The 22,506-nt window shown below is 39.0% G+C and carries 20 protein-coding genes; 7 read left to right on the top strand and 13 right to left on the bottom strand.

The window, feature by feature from the left end; translation table 11 throughout:
- Positions 1–27: 27 nt before the first annotated feature.
- Positions 28–1,317: an ABC transporter substrate-binding protein gene (locus D7029_RS16000; RefSeq protein WP_194951226.1), complete on the bottom strand. Its 1,290-nt coding sequence runs from the start codon at positions 1,315–1,317 to the stop codon at positions 28–30.
- Positions 1,318–1,629: 312 nt separating this feature from the next.
- On the opposite strand from D7029_RS16000, the gene D7029_RS16005 reads away from it, so the two are divergent.
- Together D7029_RS16005 and pyk are read left to right on the top strand one after the other, a co-directional pair.
- Positions 1,630–2,967: an MFS transporter gene (locus D7029_RS16005; RefSeq protein WP_194951227.1), complete on the top strand. Its 1,338-nt coding sequence runs from the start codon at positions 1,630–1,632 to the stop codon at positions 2,965–2,967.
- A 65-nt stretch (positions 2,968–3,032) separates the two neighbouring features.
- Positions 3,033–4,484 carry a pyruvate kinase gene (pyk, locus tag D7029_RS16010; RefSeq protein WP_194951228.1) on the top strand — a complete coding sequence of 484 codons (1,452 nt, stop codon included), beginning with the start codon at positions 3,033–3,035 and terminating at the stop codon, positions 4,482–4,484.
- Positions 4,485–4,589: 105 nt separating this feature from the next.
- On the opposite strand, the gene D7029_RS16015 is transcribed toward pyk, so the two are convergent.
- Positions 4,590–4,991, bottom strand: coding sequence for a hypothetical protein (locus tag D7029_RS16015; protein WP_166540073.1), 402 nt, complete (start codon positions 4,989–4,991; stop codon positions 4,590–4,592).
- 285 nt (positions 4,992–5,276) lie between these two features.
- Here D7029_RS16015 and D7029_RS16020 point away from each other — a divergent pair, with 285 nt between their 5' ends.
- The 4 genes from D7029_RS16020 (at position 5,277) to D7029_RS16035 (ending at position 9,425) form a co-directional block, all read left to right on the top strand.
- Positions 5,277–6,464, top strand: a complete 1,188-nt coding sequence (locus D7029_RS16020) for an ROK family transcriptional regulator (RefSeq protein WP_228766703.1) — start codon at positions 5,277–5,279, stop codon at positions 6,462–6,464.
- 38 nt (positions 6,465–6,502) lie between these two features.
- Positions 6,503–7,810 carry a hypothetical protein gene (locus D7029_RS16025; RefSeq protein WP_194951229.1) on the top strand — a complete coding sequence of 436 codons (1,308 nt, stop codon included), beginning with the start codon at positions 6,503–6,505 and terminating at the stop codon, positions 7,808–7,810.
- 27 nt (positions 7,811–7,837) lie between these two features.
- Positions 7,838–8,998, top strand: coding sequence for an MFS transporter (locus tag D7029_RS16030; RefSeq protein ID WP_099660231.1), 1,161 nt, complete (start codon positions 7,838–7,840; stop codon positions 8,996–8,998).
- A 160-nt stretch (positions 8,999–9,158) separates the two neighbouring features.
- A complete protein-coding gene (locus D7029_RS16035; RefSeq protein WP_194952694.1) occupies positions 9,159–9,425 on the top strand; it encodes a DksA/TraR family C4-type zinc finger protein in 267 nt (88 codons plus the stop codon).
- 96 nt (positions 9,426–9,521) lie between these two features.
- On the opposite strand, the gene D7029_RS16040 is transcribed toward D7029_RS16035, so the two are convergent.
- The gene (locus D7029_RS16040; RefSeq protein WP_194951230.1) at positions 9,522–11,258 is read right to left on the bottom strand and encodes a pyridoxal phosphate-dependent decarboxylase family protein; all 1,737 of its coding nucleotides are present in this window, start codon (positions 11,256–11,258) and stop codon (positions 9,522–9,524) included.
- A gap of 693 nt (positions 11,259–11,951) precedes the next feature.
- Here D7029_RS16040 and D7029_RS16045 point away from each other — a divergent pair.
- On the top strand, positions 11,952–12,401 hold the full coding sequence (locus D7029_RS16045; protein ID WP_088494576.1) for a hypothetical protein: 450 nt from the start codon (positions 11,952–11,954) through the stop codon (positions 12,399–12,401).
- A 175-nt stretch (positions 12,402–12,576) separates the two neighbouring features.
- Here the strand turns inward: D7029_RS16045 and D7029_RS16050 are convergent, their stop codons facing one another.
- The 10 genes from D7029_RS16050 to D7029_RS16095 form a co-directional block, all read right to left on the bottom strand.
- Positions 12,577–12,951: a hypothetical protein gene (locus D7029_RS16050; RefSeq protein WP_194951231.1), complete on the bottom strand. Its 375-nt coding sequence runs from the start codon at positions 12,949–12,951 to the stop codon at positions 12,577–12,579.
- Positions 12,948–13,157 carry a hypothetical protein gene (locus D7029_RS16055; RefSeq protein WP_109410045.1) on the bottom strand — a complete coding sequence of 70 codons (210 nt, stop codon included), beginning with the start codon at positions 13,155–13,157 and terminating at the stop codon, positions 12,948–12,950. Before D7029_RS16055 ends, D7029_RS16050 begins: the two co-directional genes overlap by 4 nt.
- 252 nt (positions 13,158–13,409) lie before the next feature.
- Positions 13,410–14,126, bottom strand: a complete 717-nt coding sequence (deoD, locus tag D7029_RS16060) for a purine-nucleoside phosphorylase (protein WP_036934279.1) — start codon at positions 14,124–14,126, stop codon at positions 13,410–13,412.
- Positions 14,127–14,203: 77 nt separating this feature from the next.
- Positions 14,204–15,430 carry a phosphopentomutase gene (deoB, locus tag D7029_RS16065; RefSeq protein WP_194951232.1) on the bottom strand — a complete coding sequence of 409 codons (1,227 nt, stop codon included), beginning with the start codon at positions 15,428–15,430 and terminating at the stop codon, positions 14,204–14,206.
- Positions 15,431–15,496: 66 nt separating this feature from the next.
- On the bottom strand, positions 15,497–16,819 hold the full coding sequence (deoA, locus tag D7029_RS16070; RefSeq protein WP_006536108.1) for a thymidine phosphorylase: 1,323 nt from the start codon (positions 16,817–16,819) through the stop codon (positions 15,497–15,499).
- Positions 16,820–16,889: 70 nt separating this feature from the next.
- Positions 16,890–17,669 carry a deoxyribose-phosphate aldolase gene (deoC, locus tag D7029_RS16075; RefSeq protein ID WP_064721106.1) on the bottom strand — a complete coding sequence of 260 codons (780 nt, stop codon included), beginning with the start codon at positions 17,667–17,669 and terminating at the stop codon, positions 16,890–16,892.
- Between the two features lie 519 nt (positions 17,670–18,188).
- Positions 18,189–19,490, bottom strand: coding sequence for a NupC/NupG family nucleoside CNT transporter (locus D7029_RS16080; protein ID WP_088494573.1), 1,302 nt, complete (start codon positions 19,488–19,490; stop codon positions 18,189–18,191).
- A gap of 353 nt (positions 19,491–19,843) precedes the next feature.
- Complete coding sequence (locus D7029_RS16085) at positions 19,844–20,626, bottom strand: TatD family hydrolase (RefSeq protein WP_194951233.1); 783 nt, start codon at positions 20,624–20,626, stop codon at positions 19,844–19,846.
- Entirely contained in the window at positions 20,619–21,683 is a 1,065-nt protein-coding gene (locus D7029_RS16090; RefSeq protein WP_194951234.1) for a patatin-like phospholipase family protein, read from the bottom strand. Before D7029_RS16090 ends, D7029_RS16085 begins: the two co-directional genes overlap by 8 nt.
- A gap of 129 nt (positions 21,684–21,812) precedes the next feature.
- A complete protein-coding gene (locus D7029_RS16095) occupies positions 21,813–22,157 on the bottom strand; it encodes a BON domain-containing protein (RefSeq protein WP_194951235.1) in 345 nt (114 codons plus the stop codon).
- Positions 22,158–22,506 lie beyond the last annotated feature (349 nt).

The raw sequence follows: 22,506 nt of genomic DNA on the forward strand, positions 1-22,506 counted from the left end.
CTGCTGTATATTTGAACCACAAGGCGGTTAGGGTGATTTTGTCTCTTTCAATAAAACCAATGCTTGTTCAAGCCTTTCAGCTTCTAATGTACGCCATTGATACAACACAGCTAACGCTTGATCAGAATACTCTCGCTGATCGGCTTCTTTCATAAATAATGCTTGTAATGTCGGTGAATTAGCCTCTTTTTCGCTAATAAGCACCGAACTTGCTATTTTTCGAGCTTTACTGATCGCAGAAATACGTTCTGGCGTTTTATTGTCCTGTCTTTCTGCTTCGTGGATATCATTCCAAACTTGGCGCATTAAAGGGAAGTTATGGGTGATCATTTGATCAAATAACACATTAACCACTTCACTACGACGATAAGCCTCATTGCTGTTTAAAATAAATTCCGTGTTATTGGCAAGTTCGTCGTTATTACGTAAGATCTCTTTACTTAATGGGATCTTTGCCATATCGCTTTTATAGATGATCTCTTGACCTTCATCCGATAAAAGGAAGGCAATAAATTTGGCTGCTGTGTCTCTTTTACTGCTTTCTGCCACAATGGCGACATAAGCCGGTAAAATAATCGACTTATCAAAATAGCTAAACTCAACAAAATCAAAGCGTTTTTGATGGTTAAAAGCGTAGTTATCAATAATGGGCCCAGCGCCAACAATGCCTCTGGCGATAGCATCACTGACACGCGAACTACGTGCAGAAATGGAAGAAAGATTACCACTGGTTTCGAGTAAGATCTGCCATCCACGCTCCCAGCCATACTCTTGTAGCACATTTTCTACCATCAATTGCATCGTGCCAGAGTTTGCCGGCGTCGTCATGGTTAAGTGCCCTTGATAAATCGGATCACTTAAATCGACCCAACTTTTCGGTGCCGGAATACCAAGTTTTTGTAGGTATTGCGTATTACTCATAATGCCGATGCCAGAATAGCCCACCGTGGTTATCTTATCGTTTAAGATATCACTATGACGAGTTAACCATTTTGGCGTTTCATACTTGACGGGTAATCGCGCCAGTAGCCCTTCTCTATCTAGATGATGGAAAAAGTTAGCCGATGACGACATCACAATATCAACAGGCTGTGTGGGATATTGTTTCATCATCCGTGTCGCAATCGCGACGCGACGATAAACCACTTGCACCTTAGTATCAGGATAACGTGCACTAAAGGCCTCTGTAAGTGGTCGCATTGGTGTATCTGAAAGTGTCGTCAGTATAACAAGTGGCTGCTCATCACTACGCACTGGTGTGATAAACAGCCAACTAAACAATAAACAGACGAGGCTTAGTGTTATTTTTATTCTCATGACATACCCCTGGTTTTGTTTTGAATAAACATAAAAATGTGTCGAACTTCAAACTTCTGATATTTAGCAATATTTATTATTTTGAGCTAATGAGTCCTTAATGACCCATTTACAACAATGATACGACGATATCTTCACTCATTTTTAAACCAACGCCTAATAGCGATGTTACAAATTTGACTCACCGATTCAGCAGAATGTGTCATCGATGACTCAAAATCCCTCTTTTGCACCAAGATGACCTAAATGAATAGCATCAGCTCTGAAAACCAAAATCAGCTTCAGACATGAATAATATTCGGAGTCATCTCTATGCTAAGTTTCTTTAAAACCAGAAAGGATCTGCCGCTAATAGAAGCGTCAAGTGAAAAGATCCGCGCAATATATAAAAAGCACCAATGGCAGGTCTTCTTTGGTCTTGTTCTTGGTTATGCCATGTTCTATGTGGTTCGTATGGCACTCGGTGTGGTGAAAAAACCTATGCTGGATGCAGGTATCGTAACCACCGCTGAACTCGGTTTAATGGGTTCTGCGTTCTTCTTTACCTACGCATTTGGTAAGTTCTCTAACGGCTTCTTGTCAGATTATGCCAATATTGGACGCTTTATGTCCATCTCGTTAATTGCTTCTTCCTTTGTTTGTATCTTCATGGGAATGTCAACGGCGAGCCTGTTCTTTATCCTGTTATGGGGTATTAACGGTTGGTTCCAATCTGTTGGTTCAGCACCTTCTTGTGTCTCCATCTTCCAGTGGTTCTCACCAAAACAGCGCGGTACGGTTTATTCCATCTGGGGTGGCTCGCGTAATATCGGTGAAGCAATTACGTGGATCTTGACTGCAACCATAGTGAGCTTCTTCGGCTGGCGTGCAGGTTTTATCGGTGCAGGTATCGCAGGTATTGCTGCGGGTATCATCTTACTGATGATCTTAAAAGACCGTCCTCGTACTTATGGTTTACCTGATCCAGCAACTGCGTATGGCGAAGAGTCAGAAGCGGTTAAATCAAGTGATCCTAAAGAAACTCGTCGCGCTCAGTTATTCGTATTAAAACAACCAACAGTGTGGATCATCGCAGCAGCATGTGCGGCTATGTATATCTCTCGCTACGCAATCAGTTCATGGGCAGTGCTTTACCTACAAGGTTCAAAAGGTTACTCACTGATTGATGCAGGTTTCGCAATGTCAACTTACCCAATCGCGGGTTTCTTCGGCGCAATCTTAGCGGGTATGGCTTCTGACAAACTGTTTAACGCTAACCGTCATATTCCAACACTGATTTACGGTATCGCCAACATCGCTGGTTTTGCACTGATGTTCTGGGGTCCACAAAGCCGTGTTATGGATGCTATTGCATTAAGTATGGTTGGTTTTGCAATGGGTGGTCTGGTTGTGTTCTTAGCAGGCTTAACCGCTTGTGACCTGATGCCGAAAAACGCAGTAGGTGCAGTAAAAGGCTTTATCGGACTGTTCGCTTACATTGCAGCATCCGCTCAAGAACTGATTTCAGCATCACTGATTAAAGTAACTCAAGTGGGTGATATCACTAATTACGACTTCACCACAGTACAGTATTTCTGGATAGGTTCTGCCATCGTTTCCATGATTTTAGCGACGCTAGTCTGGAATGCGAAAAAAGTTACCATGGATTAATGAATTAATTAAGTTGTCATCAAGGGATACCGTTGGGTATCCCTCTTTAAAAAGAGAATGTCATTATGCGTAAGACAAAAATTGTTGCGACTCTTGGCCCAGCTAGCTGTTCAGAACAGATGATTGAAAAGCTGATTATGGCTGGTGCTAACGTATTTCGTTTAAACTTTTCACATGGTACTCGCGAACAGCATCAGGCCACTGCCGCAACTATCCGTCAGGTCGCAGAAAAACATCGTGTATTTATCGGGATCTTAGCAGACCTGCAAGGCCCGAAAATTCGTATCGCTAACTTTAAAAATGATTCAATTCAATTAAAACAAGGCGATAGCTTTATTCTAAATGCAGATTTAGACAGCACATTAGGCGACGAGCAGCAAGTTGGTTTGGACTACCCACAACTTGTTCAAGAAGTCACACCAGGGAATATTCTGTTACTTGATGATGGCAATATTCAATTACAAGTCAGCGCCGTCAATAATAATAAAATAGAGACTGTCGTTACTGTTGGTGGAAAATTATCTAACCGTAAAGGCATTAACTTACTCGGCGGTGGTTTATCTGCACCTGCATTAACAGACAAAGATAAACAAGACATACACACAGCAGCCGCCATTCAAGCAGACTATATCGCCGTTTCATTCCCTCGTAATGGGGCAGATATTGAATATGCTCGTGGTTTAGTAATTGCAGCAGGAAGTCACGCCAAAATCGTTGCTAAAGTTGAACGTGCAGAAGTGGTTTCTTGTGAAGAAAACATGGACGACATCATTAAAGCATCTGATGTCATTATGGTGGCACGAGGCGATTTAGCCGTAGAAATTGGTGATGCCAGCTTACCGGGCGCACAAAAACAACTGATTGCACGCTGTCGCGCATTAGGTTGTCCTGTGATCACGGCAACCCAAATGATGGAATCAATGATTGAAAGCCCAATGCCAACCCGTGCAGAAGTTATGGATATTGCGAATGCGGTTGGTGACGGAACAGATGCCGTCATGTTGTCAGCTGAAACGGCGGCAGGGAAATATCCAGTGGAAGCCGTTAGTGCAATGGCACGCGTAGCTGAAGGTGCAGAGCGCTCTTTTGCCGCTAATGCTGAAAATCCTTGGCAATCACCGTCTTACTATTCACAAACTGGTCGTTGGATTGCATTAGCTGCTGCCACAACGGCTTTCCATGACGACAAGCATTTAAGCGTTGCCGCATTAACCGAAAACGGCAAATCAGTGACCTTATTGTCACGCTTTATGCCAAACAACAACGTATATGCATTAACAGATAATCCTGCACTTGCTGGTCAATTGACTGTATTACGTGGTGTAACGCCTGTGGCTTATCAACGTCAAAACACCAATGACTGCGATGAAAGCATCATGCAAAAACTGCAAGCAGAGGGATTATTAACAGACATGAATTCACTCTTAATTACCCGTTTATCAACCTTTGAAAAAACGGGTGAAAGCGATTGTTGTCATCTTGTTCCTGTAAAACAAGTTGAAGCAGCAACGGCTTGAGTGTCTTCCATCAAGGGGCTTATGAGAGAGGCAACCTGAAGTAAATAACAAGAAAAAGAGCACACCAAATCATTTTAGCCACAAGGATTGTGGCTATTTTTCTTTTTATTCATCGCAAGGATAGGCATCTTGTAATGCGGCAATATAAACTAACTCTATTGATGTATCTTTATATTTTTGCTTAGCAATAGGATATTTATCAAGATAAGCATCAATATGCTTTACCATAAAATCGCCATTTTGTATGACTTTTTTGGGTGGACAATAAAGTGGCTTAAAATCATTACCTTCATTATGCAATCTTACTGATACTGCATAAAAATTAAATCCATTCGCAATACCGTTCAAGTAAGCTTGTGTCACCGATTCTAGTTGTTTATTAGAAGGATGGTCTAAGGCTAATAATCGTTTTACCTCAAGATAACCACTTAATGTCACTGCCTGTGAATAAAGTGGGAATAGCAGTAACATCCCTATTAACCCTTTTAATAACATTCCTTTTTTCATGCTAATTTTCTCTTTAGTTCAATAGATATTGATTTCATTCTAGTCGTTTTATTGCTCTAAGAATATGTGCAACGAATATATACATTGAAGATCTTTTCGAAGATCTGATTGTACAAATCAGACTCATCAAATTGTGATCACAAACTCATTTAGAATGGTTTCTAAACTAATTAGTCGTTTTATACTTTACAAAGTAAATAAAACGGTGCATAACTATCAAACACAGACGATTTTATATAAAAAAAACATCTTTTAGTTTTGTTTCTAAACAAATGGAGTAGTAACGTGACACCGAACGTACCCAATACATTACGGCAAATGAATGCCTCGCTTGTATTAAATGTCATTCGTCATCAAGGTCCTTTGTCACGGGCTCAGATAGCCAAAATTAGCGGGATTACAAAAGCGACGGTGTCTGAAATTATTAACGATCTCCTTGAAGAAAAAATCGTTTATGAAAGCGGAGTCAGTTCGCCAGCAGGACAAGGCAGGAAAGGTATTTTAGTTAACTTCGATCCTCAACACAGTTTAGGTGTCAGCATTGACTTAGGTGGAACAAAAATCGCTTATGCGGTTTTTAACTTAGATGCCGAATTGTTGTATGAATATCAAGAGCCTACCTTTGATACTGACGATCGTGAGTACTTTATTACGCAATTTGCACAAAGTATTGAAAATGTGATCGAAAAAAGCGGCGTAGACCGTCAAAAGATCAATGTTATCGGTGTCGCCACACCAGGGATCATCGATATCAAAAATGGTGTTGTACTAGAAGGCTCCCCTAACTTACCTCAATGGGATAATTTACCTCTAGCACAACAGCTTACAGAAAAACTCAATGTACCCGTTGTACTCGAAAATGATATTCGTGCAGCACTTGTGGGTGAAATGTGGAAAGGCCGTTGCCGTCATACGCACAGTTGTGCGCTGATTGGGATCGGCACAGGATTAGGCTCCGCCTTGCTGATGGATGGAAAAGTTATCCGCGGTGCAAACAATGCGGCTGGTGAAATCGGCTATATGATGTTTGCTCGTGACCATCTCTTTCGCAATTGGCGTAACAAAGGATGCTTTGAAAGTTTCTGCTCTGGCTCAGGTTTAAGTGAGCGAATGGCAAACTTACGAGGAGAAAATCTTAGTGCCATTGAGATTATTCAAGCCTCACAACAAGGCGATCCGCTTGCTCAATCCTTAGTTGAGGAAATGGCTGATTATCTTGCTATCGGCATTATGAATTTAGTCGCCATTGCAAATCTGGAAAAAGTGGTATTAACAGGCGGGATCACACGCTCTGCTGACACCTTTTTACCGCGTGTTCAGGCAAATCTAGATAGACATTTATTTGCTAACACCAAAGTGAATATCGAGCTTTCTGAATTATGGGAAAAAGGCCCGCTTTATGGCATTGCTATTCTCGCCTTAGCCACGGTTTATCCATCAATTCAATTTATGCCCGAGATCCAATTGAGATAACCCTAATAAAAAGTCTTTAAACGAGATGGGAGCGACTCATGGCAGGAATACATCTTCACCCACATGATATTTTAGACGAAGGCATGCCCGCTATTCTTCAACGCCTTGATGGTATGAAGCATGTTGAGCATTTATTTGTCGAAATTAATACTATATTTGAACGTAACCCTTACCCTGTTGGCGATCTGCCTCATAACCCTATTCATAATGTGGTTATGGGAACAGGTACACTACATATCAATACTCATACTGATTTTCCTCGTCTGGGCCAACGAGTTGATCCCACCATTTTATCGGGTGCTGATCCGCTAATGACGATAAAAAAAGCCACCGACGGTGGAAAATATAAAGTCATTCCATGGGCAAATATTCTGAATGGCGATTTTATTGGTGATGTAGAAAACAATCAGGTTGTCGATTTTAAAGGCCGTCCACAAGAACACTGGCTCTGCCCTAATGCCCCTGATGTTGCTCAATTATGGCAAAAAACATTCACAGCATTAAAACAAAACTACGGTTATGACACTTTTTTAATTGACCGCATTCGTTTCCCTGATTGGGCAGGTAAAGAAGTCAATCCAGCGGGATTATTTACCTGTTTTTGCCCTCATTGTGAAAAGAAAATGGTGCAACAAGGCTTACCCGTTAATGAAATCAAGCATCGCCTTGCGGCTTTAGCGGATTCATTAAAACAAGGGGATTTCGAAGCACCTGTTACTGCACTAAAAGAAGAACCTCTGTTAAAAGCATGGCAGCTATTTCGCCAACAGAGTGTGACTCAATTAGTTAAAAAATTGCTGTCTGATGCCAAACAAACGGCGGGTGGAATTACGTTATGGCTCGATTTGTGGCCACCGGCATACAGTTGGATTTTGGGTCAGGACTATCATGAATTAACGCGTTATTCATCAACACTTAAACATTTCCCTTATCACAAATTAGGGGGCGGTGCGGATGTTCAAGGATTAATTAATCATTTTGCTCATGATAGTGAAAGCCAAGAGCGTGCATTTACTGCGTTTAAACGCTTATTTGAATTACCTTATGATATTTCATATGAAACCTTTAAACAGCAAGGTTTCCCTATTCACTTTGTTGCTGAACAAAATAATAAAGTTCGCCAGCTTTCACAGCCAAATACCTTTATTTATAGCGGTATTCAAATGTGGAATTTACCTGCCGCTCAATTAATTGAAGCCGTTATTGCCGCAGAAGAAAGTGCTTGTGATGACTTACTTTATTATTGCTATGGATGGGCGACTCAAGAATTATTTGATGCGATTGGTGAACACAATGCACCTAATAACGCTTATAACAACAATAACAACAACACAATTAAAGAATAATACACCGCGGAAAATCAGGATCAAATTATGGCTAAACAACAAAAATGGAAAGTCTTTTTCCTTCTGTTTGTCACGATGTTTTTACTCGGTGGCATTCAAAATACAAAAGGACTTATTCTCGAACAAGTTCAACATGATATTTCATTAAATATGAGCCAAGTGGGCTCATTAATTACCTTTTTCCAAATCGGCTTTTTAGTCGCCAGTTTATTAACGGGCTATTTTACCGATAAGAAAGGGTTAAAAGTCATGATGTTTATTGGCTCATTAATGATGGCTGTTGGTTTAACAGGAACCAGCCTTGCTTTCAACGTGATGCTATTTTTTGGCTTTTATCTGGTCATTGGTTTAGGGATTGGCTCAATGCTTGTCTCTATCGTTACTGTTATTCCAACTTTCTATAAAGAGAAAGCAGGAATGATGTTTAATGTCTCTAACGCTATGTTTGGTGTAGGGATGATTGTTACGCCACTTATTTTACAATATCTATTCTCACACTCTATTTCATGGCGTACCTTTTATGTTGGTGTTGCCGTTATTGTTGCTGTGATTATTTTAGTATTAAGTACGCTAAAAATAGAAAGTAGCGCACAAGTCGATATGAAATTCAGTGACTTTTTAGAGTTACTGACACAAAAATCACTGTTGCTGGTTATTTTATTTATCACTTTATATGTGGCAGCTGAAGCCGCATTCTTAAACTTCTTCCCTATTTTCTATACCTCTATGGATATTGGGAATATGAGTAATGCGCAAAAAGCAGAAACAGCCGCTTATGTTATTTCTAGTTTTGCATTCTTATTTACTATCGGTCGCTTTATTGGTGGCTTTATTAACCTTGCACTGGGTGATCGCAAAACATTGATTTTATTTTCACTGTTCTCGCTTATCGCCATTATTGTTAGCCGTATCTTTGTGCAAGATGTTGTTTATCTCTTTATGGTATTTGGTTTTGCATTATCTGTGCTATTTCCAACAGCCGCAGCGGTTGCCACAAAATTAACCAGTAAAAGTGGCTCGGTGATGGGACTTATTTATGTGGCTTCAGGATTGGGCGGTGCGTTAGCAGGTTCATTAATCGGTCAGGTTTCAGAAAGCTATAATGTTTCTGTTGGCTTTAACCTAATTATCGTATTCGTCGCCCTCTTCTTTATCATTTCTCTGTTTATTAGAGAACAAAAACAATAACAACGACGTATTATGCCTCTGAAATTTTCCCCCTCTTTATGAGGGGGTTTTTATTTCTATCACCCTATCTTCTCAATCTATATTCTCTTTTATTCTGTTGATTTTTTCGCCATCGCCCTAATAATAGTATTTATATTCACTGTTAAAATAGGAGAATATGATGGCAAGTGGATGGGCTAATGATAATGCTGTTCAAGAGCAAATAGATGCCACCATTGATGATGCAATTGCAAGAGCTCGCAATCAAATGGCACAAGGTGAAAGTGCAGAGTTTTGTGATGAATGTGGTGAGCCAATCTCTCTGGCTCGGCAAAAAGCCGTTCCAGGTGTACGCTATTGTTTAAATTGCCAAGAAGCGTTCGATAAAAAGAATAATACGTTTAGTGGGTATAATCGTCGTGGTAGTAAAGATAGCCAACTCAGATAATCTGCAACTATTATCCGATAAAACAAAAACTGTACCTTAATATGAGTTTCCTCTATTAAAGTACAGTTTATTTTATTTAATCAGCCAATAATTTGATTAGATTTTCGCAGCCTTTTTTGAGCTCATATTTTGACTCATGTCGGTTAAAATCTTCATAAAATTATCAATATGCGCACGTTCAGTATTTGGGTTCATAAATACGGCTTTTTCACCCGGAAGATAAACATAACGGTTATTTTTCGCATATTTAGAGCAGGCAATAGAATCCACCCAGTTAGTAAATAATCCTTCTCGACCACGCTGTAAGAAAAGTTTTCTATGCCATTGTGTGTTATGAACCATAAAATCATACGCTTCTTTGTCAGTAGAACATGTCTGTTCTAAATCAAACGCAACGTTAGGATCTTTTACTAAGTTAGGATCATACAGTTTAAAACCAACACTTGGACCTTGGTTTTGAGGAACGATAACTTTTGCGTTACCCATCTCTAAGAGTTGATGGCGCATATAGTTCGCATTTTGCAGGCAGTGAGCAATAATGGTTTGATAACCCTCAATTCCCATATAATGCATTGCAGAGTAAGCACCAAAAATACCCACACCACTACGTGTACATTCAATAGTAGATTGTAAGTGAGTCTGCCCTTCTAACTCATGCTCAAAATAGGTGAAGTTTTCAGGATCGTTTTCAAGTGCAACGAAGTCATTTCCGTTTTTCACCAGCACTAAACTTGAGGTGTAAGGAACGTAGCCCCACTTATGGAAGTCGATAGTGATAGAATCGGCATATTTCAGATGTTTGAATTTCTCTACGTTCTGACGTAAACCTTCTAAAGTGACATCATTAATTGCCAGTGGGTTACCGCTAAAGTCATATTCTAAGAAGAAAATGATCGGCCAACCAACAGCCGCATCAACGTGTACGTGTGGCTTAACAGGGATCTCGAACTCTTCACATAAACGGTCACGTAACTCACAAACACCTTTCACATCATCCACACCAAAGGTATCTGTTGTTCCGGTAGTTAACATGATCGTTGGCACTTTACACTTAACGGTAAAGCACGCTCTTAATTCACGCTCTAAGTGCTCTAAATTAATGGTGTTATCTTCAGACACTTTAATACGGATGGTTTTGTTATCAACATCAACACCTAACAGCGCAAGGTTAGTCATGTTTGAGTAGTGACCACCTTGAGAGTTAATGATGCGATAATCTTGATCTGCTGCCATACCTAAGTGTTTAGAATTAGGCATAGATTTGCGTAAACCAAATAGATAACCATATAAATTACACATGGTGCCACCTTGAGTGAACACACCAGATGCAACTTCAGGATCGTAACCAACCAATTTAGCGACTTTTTTAATCGTCACTTTTTCTAACGCATCAGCGACACCTGAATATTCACAATACACCATGTTAGGGTTGCCCATTAACCCCAAGATTGAACCATAAACACCCGGATCACTTGGCATTGCAATAACGTTTTCAACAGCTAATGGATTTTCCCAGTTTTTACACAGTGTCGAAACTAACATCAGTAATTCATTAGGATCGTTTTCTGGGTAATTAATATTTTGTTGGATTTGCGTATCCGCCATTAAACGATCGAATAGCTGTTGCCCATTTGAGTAACGTTGTAATTGGTCATTATCGTTAGTTGTTGTTTTTCTAAACTGTGTAATCGATTGGATTGTTTTATCCTGAAATATCGGCCAATACTTCGGATCTCGGCTGAAAAAGTGAGCAATAACGTCGTGGTATTTCTTCTCAAATTCCGCATTCAGAATGTTAGCAGAAGATAGACCTAATAAATCTTGATTTTTCACTATATTCTCCAAATAGAAACCGACAAAAATTCAAATTGATTGCATAGCAATACTATACATTTTCTAATTAAATTAGTTAGTGCTTCATGCGATCACATAGGTTCTGTTGGCAACCACATAAAACAAAATATTTTATTTAATATCAATACAATAGAAATCTTCGGAAAGTTAAATTTACAGATGTTATTATTTCATTTATATGCTTATGTGACTGACATCACAGTGAAAATAAAGCTATAAACAAAAATAATCACCTGCAATACTATTAACTATTTGAAATATAATCAAAATATAATAATCACATGCTAACCAACTGATATTACTGAATTCTTAATTTAATTAATTGAATTAATCTGTTATTTCCACAATTGGTACAGCAAAAATTACATTTAATTTAATTACAACGAACAAAATCAAACGAAAACACTATGATATTTTTCATAATTAGCAAATTAATTTTAATTTTAACTATTATTAGGTACAAAATATTGGATAAGGCTAAGTTAATAGATAGTGTTTAATGAAAATATAAATAAAGAAATTATCACAGTTGATTGTTCTGGTAATACTATAAATATTGGTTAAAATGAAAATTAGTAACCTAACTAAATAATCAGAATATTTACTCTACATATTTTGTGTTCTTTGCCGATACTTAAGGTAATAGAGTAGGTAATTAACGGAGAACACAATATGAAAGCACATATCGCTGTTGCTGCTGTATTCGTATTATTATCCGCAAGTGTCCATGCTGAAGAATTTACCTGCCAACTTGAAAATGGTAAGTATGTCAGTGTGTTCGTTGAACATGGAAAGCCTCCTGTTTATCGTTATGGCACACTTGCTAAAACAGAGATCACGCTACCAGTCCCTCAGCAACCCAATAATAATGTCTTTTATGGACATCAGATGTTTGTTGCAGGGGCATCGACCTATGTTCGTTTTAAGAATGGAAACTATAGCTACGTCGTTTATGACGGTGAAGGAAGAGGCTGGAATTTTAACGGTATTATTGTTTATAAAGACAATAACATTATCAGTAAGAAAGAGTGTAAAGAGCCATTAACACCAAGTCTGGATAATATCAAAGATTATTCCATCAAAATGGACCCTTACTTAGAAACGTATATTTATGCTCCATAGTTTTTAGCTTTATTAATTAGACATAAAAAAACCCAATTTAAAAATTGGGTTTTTATTATTTAAATTGACGCTCTAATAATTAATATATTAAGCGCTCCCCTATAACTAATAGCTATATTAAAGAGAATATATTAAAGAGAATAAATTGAATAATGACTTTAAAGTGTTGAATTATCTAAATTTCAAAAAGGGCATCGCCGTGATAAGCGTTAAAATCCCATTTTCTCATAATAGTAATGACTTGCTGTATTACCCATTTTGAACCAATATCAAACTCATGTTCAATAGCGCAAGGTATTGCAATACCTGAGTTTTTACATTTTATCGTAAAAGAAAACCCTTCTTCTTTCTCTAATATTTTCTGTAAATGATGCTTAATAAATTTTATAAATATAGTTCTAAGTTCATTTAAAGTAATTGGTGGGTTATTACGATTATCATTAAGTCGTTCGGCTGCAAAATGGAATGATATTTTTAATTTAGCCCTATCTTCTTGAAGAATTTCATTAATATTTGCAACTAACTGATTTATTTCTTGCTCTGTTATCATATATAGGCAGCCGTGATCTCAGCGAGTTTTTTATTCAATTCTTCATCACTTGTTGCGGTAATCGTACCTACAAATTCCGTATGAGATAAAGTTCCTGTACGTACATCAAACTCATAATTATTAAATGAATCAACCACAACAAATACTTTTGTTATCGGGTTAAAAAAAGATGCACAATTTTGGGCTATGCACATATCAAAGTTCATATTACCCTCCTACTTTGCTATAAAAATGTAGGAATAGAGATCTTCAATCTCATTACCTATGTTATATAGGCTACAAAATACACTATTGATAGTCAAGAAAATAGATAGTTACAAGCTAAAAAAATAACAACTAACACATTGATTTTAAACATCTTATTAAAGCTTTTCGTTTATTTTATTGAGTAATTAGACATAAAAAAACCCAATTTAAAAATTGGGTTTTTATTATTTTTAAGCAACGAAATGTATTGATTAGTCTTCTAATAACAGAACAGATTCTAATGCAATTTCAATCATTTCATTAAAGGTAGTTTGACGCTCTTCTGCAGTGGTCTGTGTACCTTTTTTGATGTGGTCAGATACAGTACAGATAGTCAGTGCTTTTGCGCCGTATTCAGCTGCAACACCGTAGATACCTGCGGCTTCCATTTCAACACCTAGGATGCCGTATTTTTCCATTACATCAAACATTTCTGGATCTGGAGAGTAGAACAGATCAGCAGAGAAGATGTTACCAACGCGAACTTTAATATCTTTCGCTTTTGCTGCATCAACAGCATTTTGAACTAATTGGTAATCAGCGATAGCGGCAAAGTCTTGGTCTTTGAAACGCAGACGGTTAACTTTAGAGTCAGTACATGCGCCCATACCGATAACAACATCACGCAGTTCAACATCTGGTAATACTGCACCACATGAACCAACACGGATGATAACTTTCACGCCGAAATCTGTAATTAATTCTTTTGCGTAAATTGAGCAGGAAGGAATACCCATACCGTGGCCCATTACAGAAACTTTACGGCCTTTATACGTACCTGTAAAACCTAACATACCACGAACATTGTTTACCTGACGCACGTCTTGTAAAAAAGTTTCAGCGATGTATTTAGCACGAAGCGGGTCGCCCGGCATTAAAACGACATCAGCAAAATCGCCCATTTCTGCGTTAATATGAGGGGTAGCCATAATTCTTCCTTTTAATTGATCTTTTTACTATTTAAATATAATTCGGTAGGCATATTGCTATGCCTACCGAAGTAAAATTAAAACATTGCTTTACCGTAATCGACTGGAGACACACCGAAGTATTTAACAACAGTTTGGCCGATATCAGCGAAGGTTTCACGATGACCTAATGAACCTGGTTTAACTTTTGGACCATAAACAAGAACAGGGATGTGCTCACGAGTATGATCAGAACCCGGCCAAGTTGGGTCGCAACCGTGGTCTGCTGTTAAGATAAGAATGTCATCTTCTTTTACCAGTTCCATTAATTCTGGTAAACGACGGTCGAATAACTCAAGTGCTTCACCGTAACCTACTACATCACGACGGTGGCCGTAAGATGAGTCAAAGTCAACAAAGTTGGTGAATACAATTGTGTTGTCGCCCGCGAGTTTCATTTCTTCAAGTGTCGCATCAAACAGAGCATTAATACCCGTTGCTTTCACTTTTTTAGTGATACCTACGTTTGCGTAGATGTCAGCAATTTTACCGATAGAAACAACGTGACCTTGTTTTTCATCAACCAGTTTTTTCAACATAGTTGGTGCTGGTGGCTCAACCGCTAAATCATGACGGTTACCTGTACGAGCGAAGTTACCTGGTTTGTCACCGATAAATGGACGCGCAATAACACGACCAATGTTGTAATCGCCTTTGTTTAGTTCATCACGAGCAATTTCACACAGCTCATATAATTCATCTAAACCGTAAGTTTCTTCATGACATGCGATTTGGAATACAGAGTCAGCAGAGGTATAGAAAATCGGCTTACCGGTTTTCATATGCTCTTCGCCCAGTTCATCCAAAATCACTGTACCAGATGCATGGCAGTTACCTAAGTAACCTGGTAATTTTGCACGTTTAACGATGTTTTCTAACAGTTCTTGTGGGAATGAATTTTTCAGCTCTTTGAAGTATCCCCAATCAAACAGAACAGGAACACCTGCGATTTCCCAGTGGCCTGACGGAGTATCTTTACCAGAAGAGATTTCACTCGCGTAGCCATAAGCACCGATAATATCTGCGTCTTTATCTAAACCAATAGGGAATTTACCTGTTGATTCTTCCGCAGCTTTACCTAAACCTAAACGGCAAAGATTAGGTAAATGAAGAGGACCTTTACGGCCATCTCTATCTGCTTTACCGTCAGCAAACGCTTGTGCGATATGCCCTAAAGTGTCTGAACCTTGGTCACCGAATTTCTCCGCATCACCGGCAGCACCGATACCGAAGGAATCTAATACCATGATATGTACACGTTTCATAATTCTCTCTCCTGTGTCATTCTCCGTAGACCACGGATATGTCACTTATAAATCGTAATTGAGTTCTTATTCGCTGATTTGGCGGTACACCATTGGTGAAGCTTCGCGTTTGCTGTCACCAATTACCATCGCTTTACGGACTTCAGCCGCAGCTTCTTGCCATGATTTTTCACTGTTAGCGTGGATCATCGCTAAAGGTGTATCTGTATTGATTTCAGCACCAAGCGCTACGATGTCGCTTAAGCCAACACTGTAATCAATAGCATCAGTTGCTTTACGACGACCACCACCTAATGTCACAACTGACATACCTAATGCACGCGTATCCATTTCAGTGATAAATCCTGCTTTCTCAGCGAATACAGGTTTACTTAATACCGCAGTTGGCAGGTATTTATTGTAGTTTTCAACAAAATCAGATGGGCCTTTCTGTGCTGCAACCATACGACCAAAGACTTCTGCCGCTTTACCGTTATCCAACACATCTTGCAGTTTTTGACGAGCTTGTTGACGATCATCCGCTAAACGGCCTGATACTAACATTTCAACACACAGCGCCATAGTGACTTCAAATAGACGTGGATTACGATATTCACCTGTTAAGAATTGAACAGCTTCACGAACTTCAACCGCATTACCTGCGCTAGAAGCTAATACTTCGTTCATATCAGTTAACAGTGCAGTGGTTTGACAGCCTGCGCCATTTGCTACTTGAACAATTGACTCAGCCAGCTCTTCAGATTTCTGATAAGTCGGCATAAAGGCACCCGAGCCCACTTTAACGTCCATCACTAACGCATCTAAGCCTTCAGCTAATTTTTTACCTAAAATAGAGGCAGTGATAAGCGGGATTGAGTCAACTGTAGCAGTAATATCACGGGTAGCGTAAAAGCGTTTGTCAGCAGGTGCTAATGAATTAGTCTGCCCAATAATAGCAACGCCGACATTACGAATAATGTCGCGGAATTTCTCATCATCAGGGAAAATATCAAAGCCTGGAATTGCTTCAAGCTTATCTAATGTTCCACCTGTGTGGCCTAATCCACGGCCAGAGATCATAGGAACATAACCACCACAAGCCGCAACCATTGGCCCTAACATCAGTGAAGTTACATCGCCTACACCACCTGTTGAGTGTTTATCAACGATTGGGCCATTTAAATTTAGGCTTTTCCAGTTCAGTACTGTACCGGAATCACGCATAGCTAATGTCAAAGCAACACGCTCTGGCATTGTCATGTCGTGGAAATAAATAGTCATTGCTAATGCAGCAATTTGACCTTCAGAAACAGTATTATCTCTGACGCCATTAATGAAAAAACGAATTTCTTCCTCAGTTAAAGGATGACCATCACGCTTTTTACGAATAATCTCTTGGGCAAGAAACACTGCAACCTCCTGGTTTTATAGCATTGGTAATGCCCACAATAATGAAAAGTGGGCATATTTTACGAATGGATTAGTAACCACTAGACGATTTTTGTTCGCCATGACCTAAAGTGGCTAATAAATTACCTAACAGGCTTGACGCGCCAAAGCGGAAGTGACGGGCATCAACCCAGTTGTCACCCATAATGCGGTTAGCTAATGCAAGGTATTGTGCGGCTTCTTCAGCGGTACGTACACCACCAGCTGGTTTGAAACCAACTTCTTTGCCAACACCCATATCGTGGATCACTTGGATCATTAACTCAGCGCTTTCCAGTGTTGCATTTACAGGTACTTTACCTGTGGAAGTTTTAATAAAGTCAGCACCTGCTTTGATTGAAATTTCAGATGCTTTACGGATAAGTGCTGGATCTTTCAGCTCACCCGTTTCAATAATTACTTTCAGTAAAGAACCTGCTTCTGCACAAGCTTCTTTACAAGCTTTAACGATATCAAAACCGATTTGCTCGTTACCTGCCATAAATGCACGGTAAGGGAAAACTACGTCAACCTCATCTGCGCCATAAGCTAATGCCGCGTTGGTTTCTGCTAATGCGATATCTAAATCATCATTACCATGAGGGAAGTTAGTTACGGTTGCGATACGGACGTCTGGAGTACCCTGTTCGCGTAACACTTTACGTGCTAACGGAATAAAACGTGGGTAGATACAAATAGCGGCTGTATTACCTTCTGGGCTTTTAGCCTGATGACATAATGCAGTCACTTTTGCATCAGTGTCGTCATCATTTAATGTAGTTAAATCCATCAAAGACAGCGCAAGGCGCGCTGCAGCGGTTAAATCTGTCATAAAACTCTCCAACGATGTTTCTCAAGCCCTTTTGGGCATACGCTTAAGGTTAGCGATTAAATTTGTTGGCGAGCGGACTTGGTTCCTTGAAGATGTTGTTGTAACTTGCGCTACAACGACAGCTGAGCTCCCTCTCACCGCGCTATGCTCACTTCGGCGACCCGTCATTGAGCCTTCGCCATTCCATGAAGTTTCAGCACATCTTATTTGAACACGCTAAGGAACAATTAGATGTGCTTTGCGTCACACTAATCAAATGCAACTTGCAAACAATGACATAAAAGTGTGACTAACATCACAATTAGGTCATTTTCTGGTTTAATGTTACTCGAATAGCGCCTTTAAGTCGTCTTTATAACGCAAAAAAAGCGTGATCAATATGAAATGATATTGCTATTGACCCTATTCAATACAAATTGCGAAATATCTCACACAATAAAAGTAGTTAACATTACAGCAGAAAACAAACATAAAAGAGCAGATAGGCAAACCCCATCTGCTCTTCACAATAAAAATCAATTAAGCAGCAACAACAGCCATTGCTGTTAATGCAAAGAAGAAACCTGCAATTGTTGCACTCATTAAGTTAGAGAGCGTACCAGCCAGCACAGCTTTCATACCTAAACGCGCTACATCTTTACGACGGTTTGGTGCCATTCCACCTAAACCACCTAGCAGTACAGCAACAGAAGAGAGGTTAGCAAAACCACACAGTGCAAAGGAGATGATGACCTTCGTTTGAGCCGATAATACAACCAATCCAGAACCTGCGACTAGTGCATCTTCTTTGAGGTATTTACTAAATTCAGAGTAAGCATAGAACTCATTGATAACAATTTTTTGTCCAATAAATGAGCCTGCAATGGTTGCTTCACTCCAAGGTACACCAATCAGGAAAGCAATTGGTGCAAATACCCAACCTAGCACTAGTTCTAATGAGAAATTTTCATAACCAAACCAGCCACCAATACCACCAAGGATACCATTAACTAATGCAATCAATGCAACGAAAGCAAGTAACATAGCACCGACGTTAAGCGCAAGTTGTAAACCTGAAGAGGCACCCGCAGCAGCGGCATCGATAATATTGGCAGGTTTTTCGTCTTCCGCCATTTTATCCAGCGCATCTTTTTGATCATCCGGTGTTTCTGTTTCAGGGATCAGCAATTTAGCAAAGAGTAAACCACCTGGAGCTGCCATAAAGGATGCTGTGATCAGATACTCCAACGGTACGCCCATACTCGCGTATCCAGCGAGTACTGAACCCGCAACAGAGGCTAAACCACCACACATAACCGCAAAGAGTTCTGAGGTTGTCATTCTTGCAATATAAGGGCGAACAACAAGTGGTGCTTCGGTTTGTCCAACGAAAATATTTGCAGTTGCAGACATAGATTCTGTTCGTGATGTGCCAAGTACTTTTTGTAAGCCACCACCCAGAATTTTAATAACTATTTGCATAATGCCGAGGTAATACAGCACTGCAATTAATGAAGAGAAGAACACGATAACAGGTAGTACGCGTAGGGCGAATACGAAGCCGCCACCACCAAACAACTCGAACATTTTATCTGATACTAGGCCTGCGAATAGGAAGCTCATCCCATTATTGCCGTAATCAATAACATTCTTAACGCCATCAGAAACCGCAAGAAGTACCTCGCGACCACCGTCAGAATAAAGAACGAAGGCACCTAAGCCAATCTGAATAAGGAATGCGCCACCAACTGTACGTAGTCTAATTGCACGTCGATTGCTGGAAAACAGAATGGCTATCAATATTAATGTTACCATTCCGACCAAGCTCATAATGAGTTGCATTGAAGGATCCCTGTTCACATAAAAATTTAATGGATTATCAATAATGCCCTTGCCAGAGCTTATTGACTCTTTTTGCCGGATAATTATACCTAGTCTAAGAAAAGAACCCTCAATATCCATCACAAATAGAGTCTGAAAAAAGTAACACAAAAGTCACAAATGAGAAGTTGATCACATAAACAAGAAAGAAAACGCATTTGTTGAACAGGCTAATTAGAAAAAATGCGCTTGGGATTAACAAAACGTATTTTCAATCTTAAATCGAGGGAATAAACAAACGCCCTATTCATATTAATAAGATTAAAATAAGGGGTGTTTTTAACCTTTAGATAAACCGCATTTTCATTCAAGCGCTAGGTAATATTGTTGAGCCCAAATAATTGTAGGCTATTGAGATAGAGTTGCTCTGCGATCACCTCTGGTGATCCTTGACGTAGCTCACAGAGTTGGGAAAAAACGTTCTGAATACGTTCTGGACGATTAGGTTCACCTTGAAAACCACTCACAGGCATATCAGGTGCATCTGTTTCTAGTAACAGATATTCTAGCGGTAACGAGGCAATTGCACGGCGAGTTTTTTGTGCTCGCTCATAAGTAATGGTTCCACCAACGCCAATAAAATAGCCTTGCTGAATAAACTTTTCTGCCTGTTGCAGACTTCCTGCAAAACCATGAATAACCCCTTTACGAGGCACATCATAACGGCGTAAAAGCGCACTTAGTTTATCGTGGGTTTTACGTGAATGTAGGATCACGGGTAAATCAAATTTAATCGCTAACTTAAGCTGTGCAATTAAAAATGCCTCTTGCTTCTCTAGCTGAGGATTTTCCATATAGTCATCAAGCCCAATCTCTCCAATGGCGACACAACGAGAAGCTGTTTTTAATTTTTGTTCTAATTCCAATAGATGTTGTTCAGTGTGCTCTTCAATATATAAAGGGTGTAACCCCAATGCACAATATAATTGATGATGATTATTAGCGAGCTCAGCAACAACATCAAAATTCCAACGGGCAACGGCAGGAATAATTATTTTTTCAACATGAGCTTGATGCGCTAATGACAAGCTATTGGCAATATCATCATAAAAAACTGGGAAATCAAAATGGCAGTGAGTATCAATAAATTTATTCATTCTGAATTTGCCTCACATCAGGATGTACGCTTCGAGTTCCTTGTTGAATAATAGAAGCATTCTCTGCTTTATCCGCCTTTGCTTCTTGTTCAAATAAGCTAAAGACTTTTTTATCGTGCTGTTTGAATTTTTTCTTAGAAAAGTGCTGACCAATTGTCGCCAAAAAATAGCGGCCACAACGTCTACCCACATGATAATCATGATTTAATGCACTTAAACGACTTCCTAATGCACTAGATTGCAATGTCGTTGGTGGATAAATTTCAATAACCACAACATCTTCTGGGGGGGATTGGATAAATTTAATTGTTTCGGTATAGGTTTCGATATGTACTTGAGCCATCTCCATAAAGCGCTGTAAACGGCTATTTTCAAACCATTTTCCCATACGCTCAACCCACTCTGTTGTGTATTGGTATTCAGAAGGAACAGTACGAACAACGACAATAGTACGACAACCTCGTCGATAAGCTTCTCTCACAGGAATAGCATCGCTGATCCCACCATCATGATAAACAACATCATGAAATAAGACACCATTACGATAAAAAGCAGGAATAGCACTGGACGCTTTGATTATCTCAAGCCAAGTCGGTTCATCTGGTTGAAAATAATTTGCCTGAAAATTATCAGAACGACTTGCCACCATATAAAACTCACGCCCAGCATCAAAACGGCGTAGTGCTGTTGGCATATCAAGAGGCATTTCTTTGGCTGTTGTATCTATATACCAATCAAGATCGAGTAAATTGCCACCACGGACAAAACGAATAGGATTGAAGAATTGATTATTGGTTGTATAACGATTAATAATTTTACGTGCATATCCACGCTGACCACAGGCAAAAGCAGATAAATTTTGTGCTCCCGCAGACACTCCAAGTAGAATATCAAAGGGATCAAATTGTGATCGCATAAATTCATCAAGGACACCCGCAGTAAAGATCCCGCGTTGACCTCCGCCTTCACAAACTAAAGCCACTTTGCCTTGTGGTAGTGAGGATTGAAATTCAAGTGCCGTAATATTATTTAATGTGACAGGTATATACTTCCCCATAATGTCTCCTTTATACAACTTATTAAAGGATACCCGCACATCTTTTTGACGTCATTATTTTTACGTATTCATACAAATAAATTAGACAATATCTTCTTGGAATATGACGAATACAAAAGAAAATCATGTTTATGATTTGATATTTACATCTGAGTCTACGCTTTTAACACCTTCAATCTTTTCAATAATTTGTAAGATTTTTTCTTCTTGTGCTTTACTATCAACAAAACCTGAAAGAAAGACATGCCCAAACTCAGTGCGAATAGAAATATTTTCACTATCAATATCTTGCATTGGTAATAGCGTATCTTTAATTTTATTCGAGATGGAAGTATCACTTAAATAATAACCCGTGTTATTTCCACTGTTATTAATTTCGCTATACCACGATGTTTCAGCTGATGCACCCATACTAACAACAGCTAAGCCCATTGACATCACTAACGCTAATTTTAGCGTTTTATATTGTTTCATTGCTCTCCCCCTAATCACAATAACTGCGATAGGAAATATGTGTGTTTTAATATCTGTATTTTTATGAAGTACTACAAAATTTTAACAATCTAAGCTATTACACTAATAAGCTATTTGAGTTAAATAAAGTAAAAAATAACAAATAAAGACTAATCCTAATAATTTTATTCTAATAATAACAAATAAAACTATAAGAAATTTTACATATATTTATAAATAAGTATAAAAACGGGCACAATGTTAACAGAAAAAAAAGAGAGTAATTCCAAATGGAGAAGGGCTTTTTGGCAGGATATTAGTGATATGCAGAGTAGATTTAACAAAGAAAAACGAGTTTATTACTAAGATT

The sequence above is a fragment of the Proteus vulgaris genome (assembly GCF_016647575.1).
GTDB lineage: Bacteria > Pseudomonadota > Gammaproteobacteria > Enterobacterales > Enterobacteriaceae > Proteus > Proteus mirabilis_B.

Coding starts and splice junctions, on each gene's coding strand:
- D7029_RS16000 (WP_194951226.1), bottom strand. CDS start 1,317: ATGAGAATAAAAATAACACTAAGCCTCGTCTGTTTATTGTTTAGTTGG.
- D7029_RS16030 (WP_099660231.1), top strand. CDS start 7,838: ATGGCTAAACAACAAAAATGGAAAGTCTTTTTCCTTCTGTTTGTCACG.
- deoB (WP_194951232.1), bottom strand. CDS start 15,430: ATGAAACGTGTACATATCATGGTATTAGATTCCTTCGGTATCGGTGCT.
- pyk (WP_194951228.1), top strand. CDS start 3,033: ATGCGTAAGACAAAAATTGTTGCGACTCTTGGCCCAGCTAGCTGTTCA.
- D7029_RS16090 (WP_194951234.1), bottom strand. CDS start 21,683: ATGGGGAAGTATATACCTGTCACATTAAATAATATTACGGCACTTGAA.
- D7029_RS16025 (WP_194951229.1), top strand. CDS start 6,503: ATGGCAGGAATACATCTTCACCCACATGATATTTTAGACGAAGGCATG.
- D7029_RS16095 (WP_194951235.1), bottom strand. CDS start 22,157: ATGAAACAATATAAAACGCTAAAATTAGCGTTAGTGATGTCAATGGGC.
- D7029_RS16080 (WP_088494573.1), bottom strand. CDS start 19,490: ATGCAACTCATTATGAGCTTGGTCGGAATGGTAACATTAATATTGATA.
- D7029_RS16015 (WP_166540073.1), bottom strand. CDS start 4,991: ATGAAAAAAGGAATGTTATTAAAAGGGTTAATAGGGATGTTACTGCTA.
- deoD (WP_036934279.1), bottom strand. CDS start 14,126: ATGGCTACCCCTCATATTAACGCAGAAATGGGCGATTTTGCTGATGTC.
- deoC (WP_064721106.1), bottom strand. CDS start 17,669: ATGACAGATTTAACCGCTGCAGCGCGCCTTGCGCTGTCTTTGATGGAT.
- D7029_RS16005 (WP_194951227.1), top strand. CDS start 1,630: ATGCTAAGTTTCTTTAAAACCAGAAAGGATCTGCCGCTAATAGAAGCG.
- D7029_RS16035 (WP_194952694.1), top strand. CDS start 9,159: ATGGCAAGTGGATGGGCTAATGATAATGCTGTTCAAGAGCAAATAGAT.
- D7029_RS16085 (WP_194951233.1), bottom strand. CDS start 20,626: ATGAATAAATTTATTGATACTCACTGCCATTTTGATTTCCCAGTTTTT.
- D7029_RS16050 (WP_194951231.1), bottom strand. CDS start 12,951: ATGATAACAGAGCAAGAAATAAATCAGTTAGTTGCAAATATTAATGAA.
- D7029_RS16045 (WP_088494576.1), top strand. CDS start 11,952: ATGAAAGCACATATCGCTGTTGCTGCTGTATTCGTATTATTATCCGCA.
- D7029_RS16055 (WP_109410045.1), bottom strand. CDS start 13,157: ATGAACTTTGATATGTGCATAGCCCAAAATTGTGCATCTTTTTTTAAC.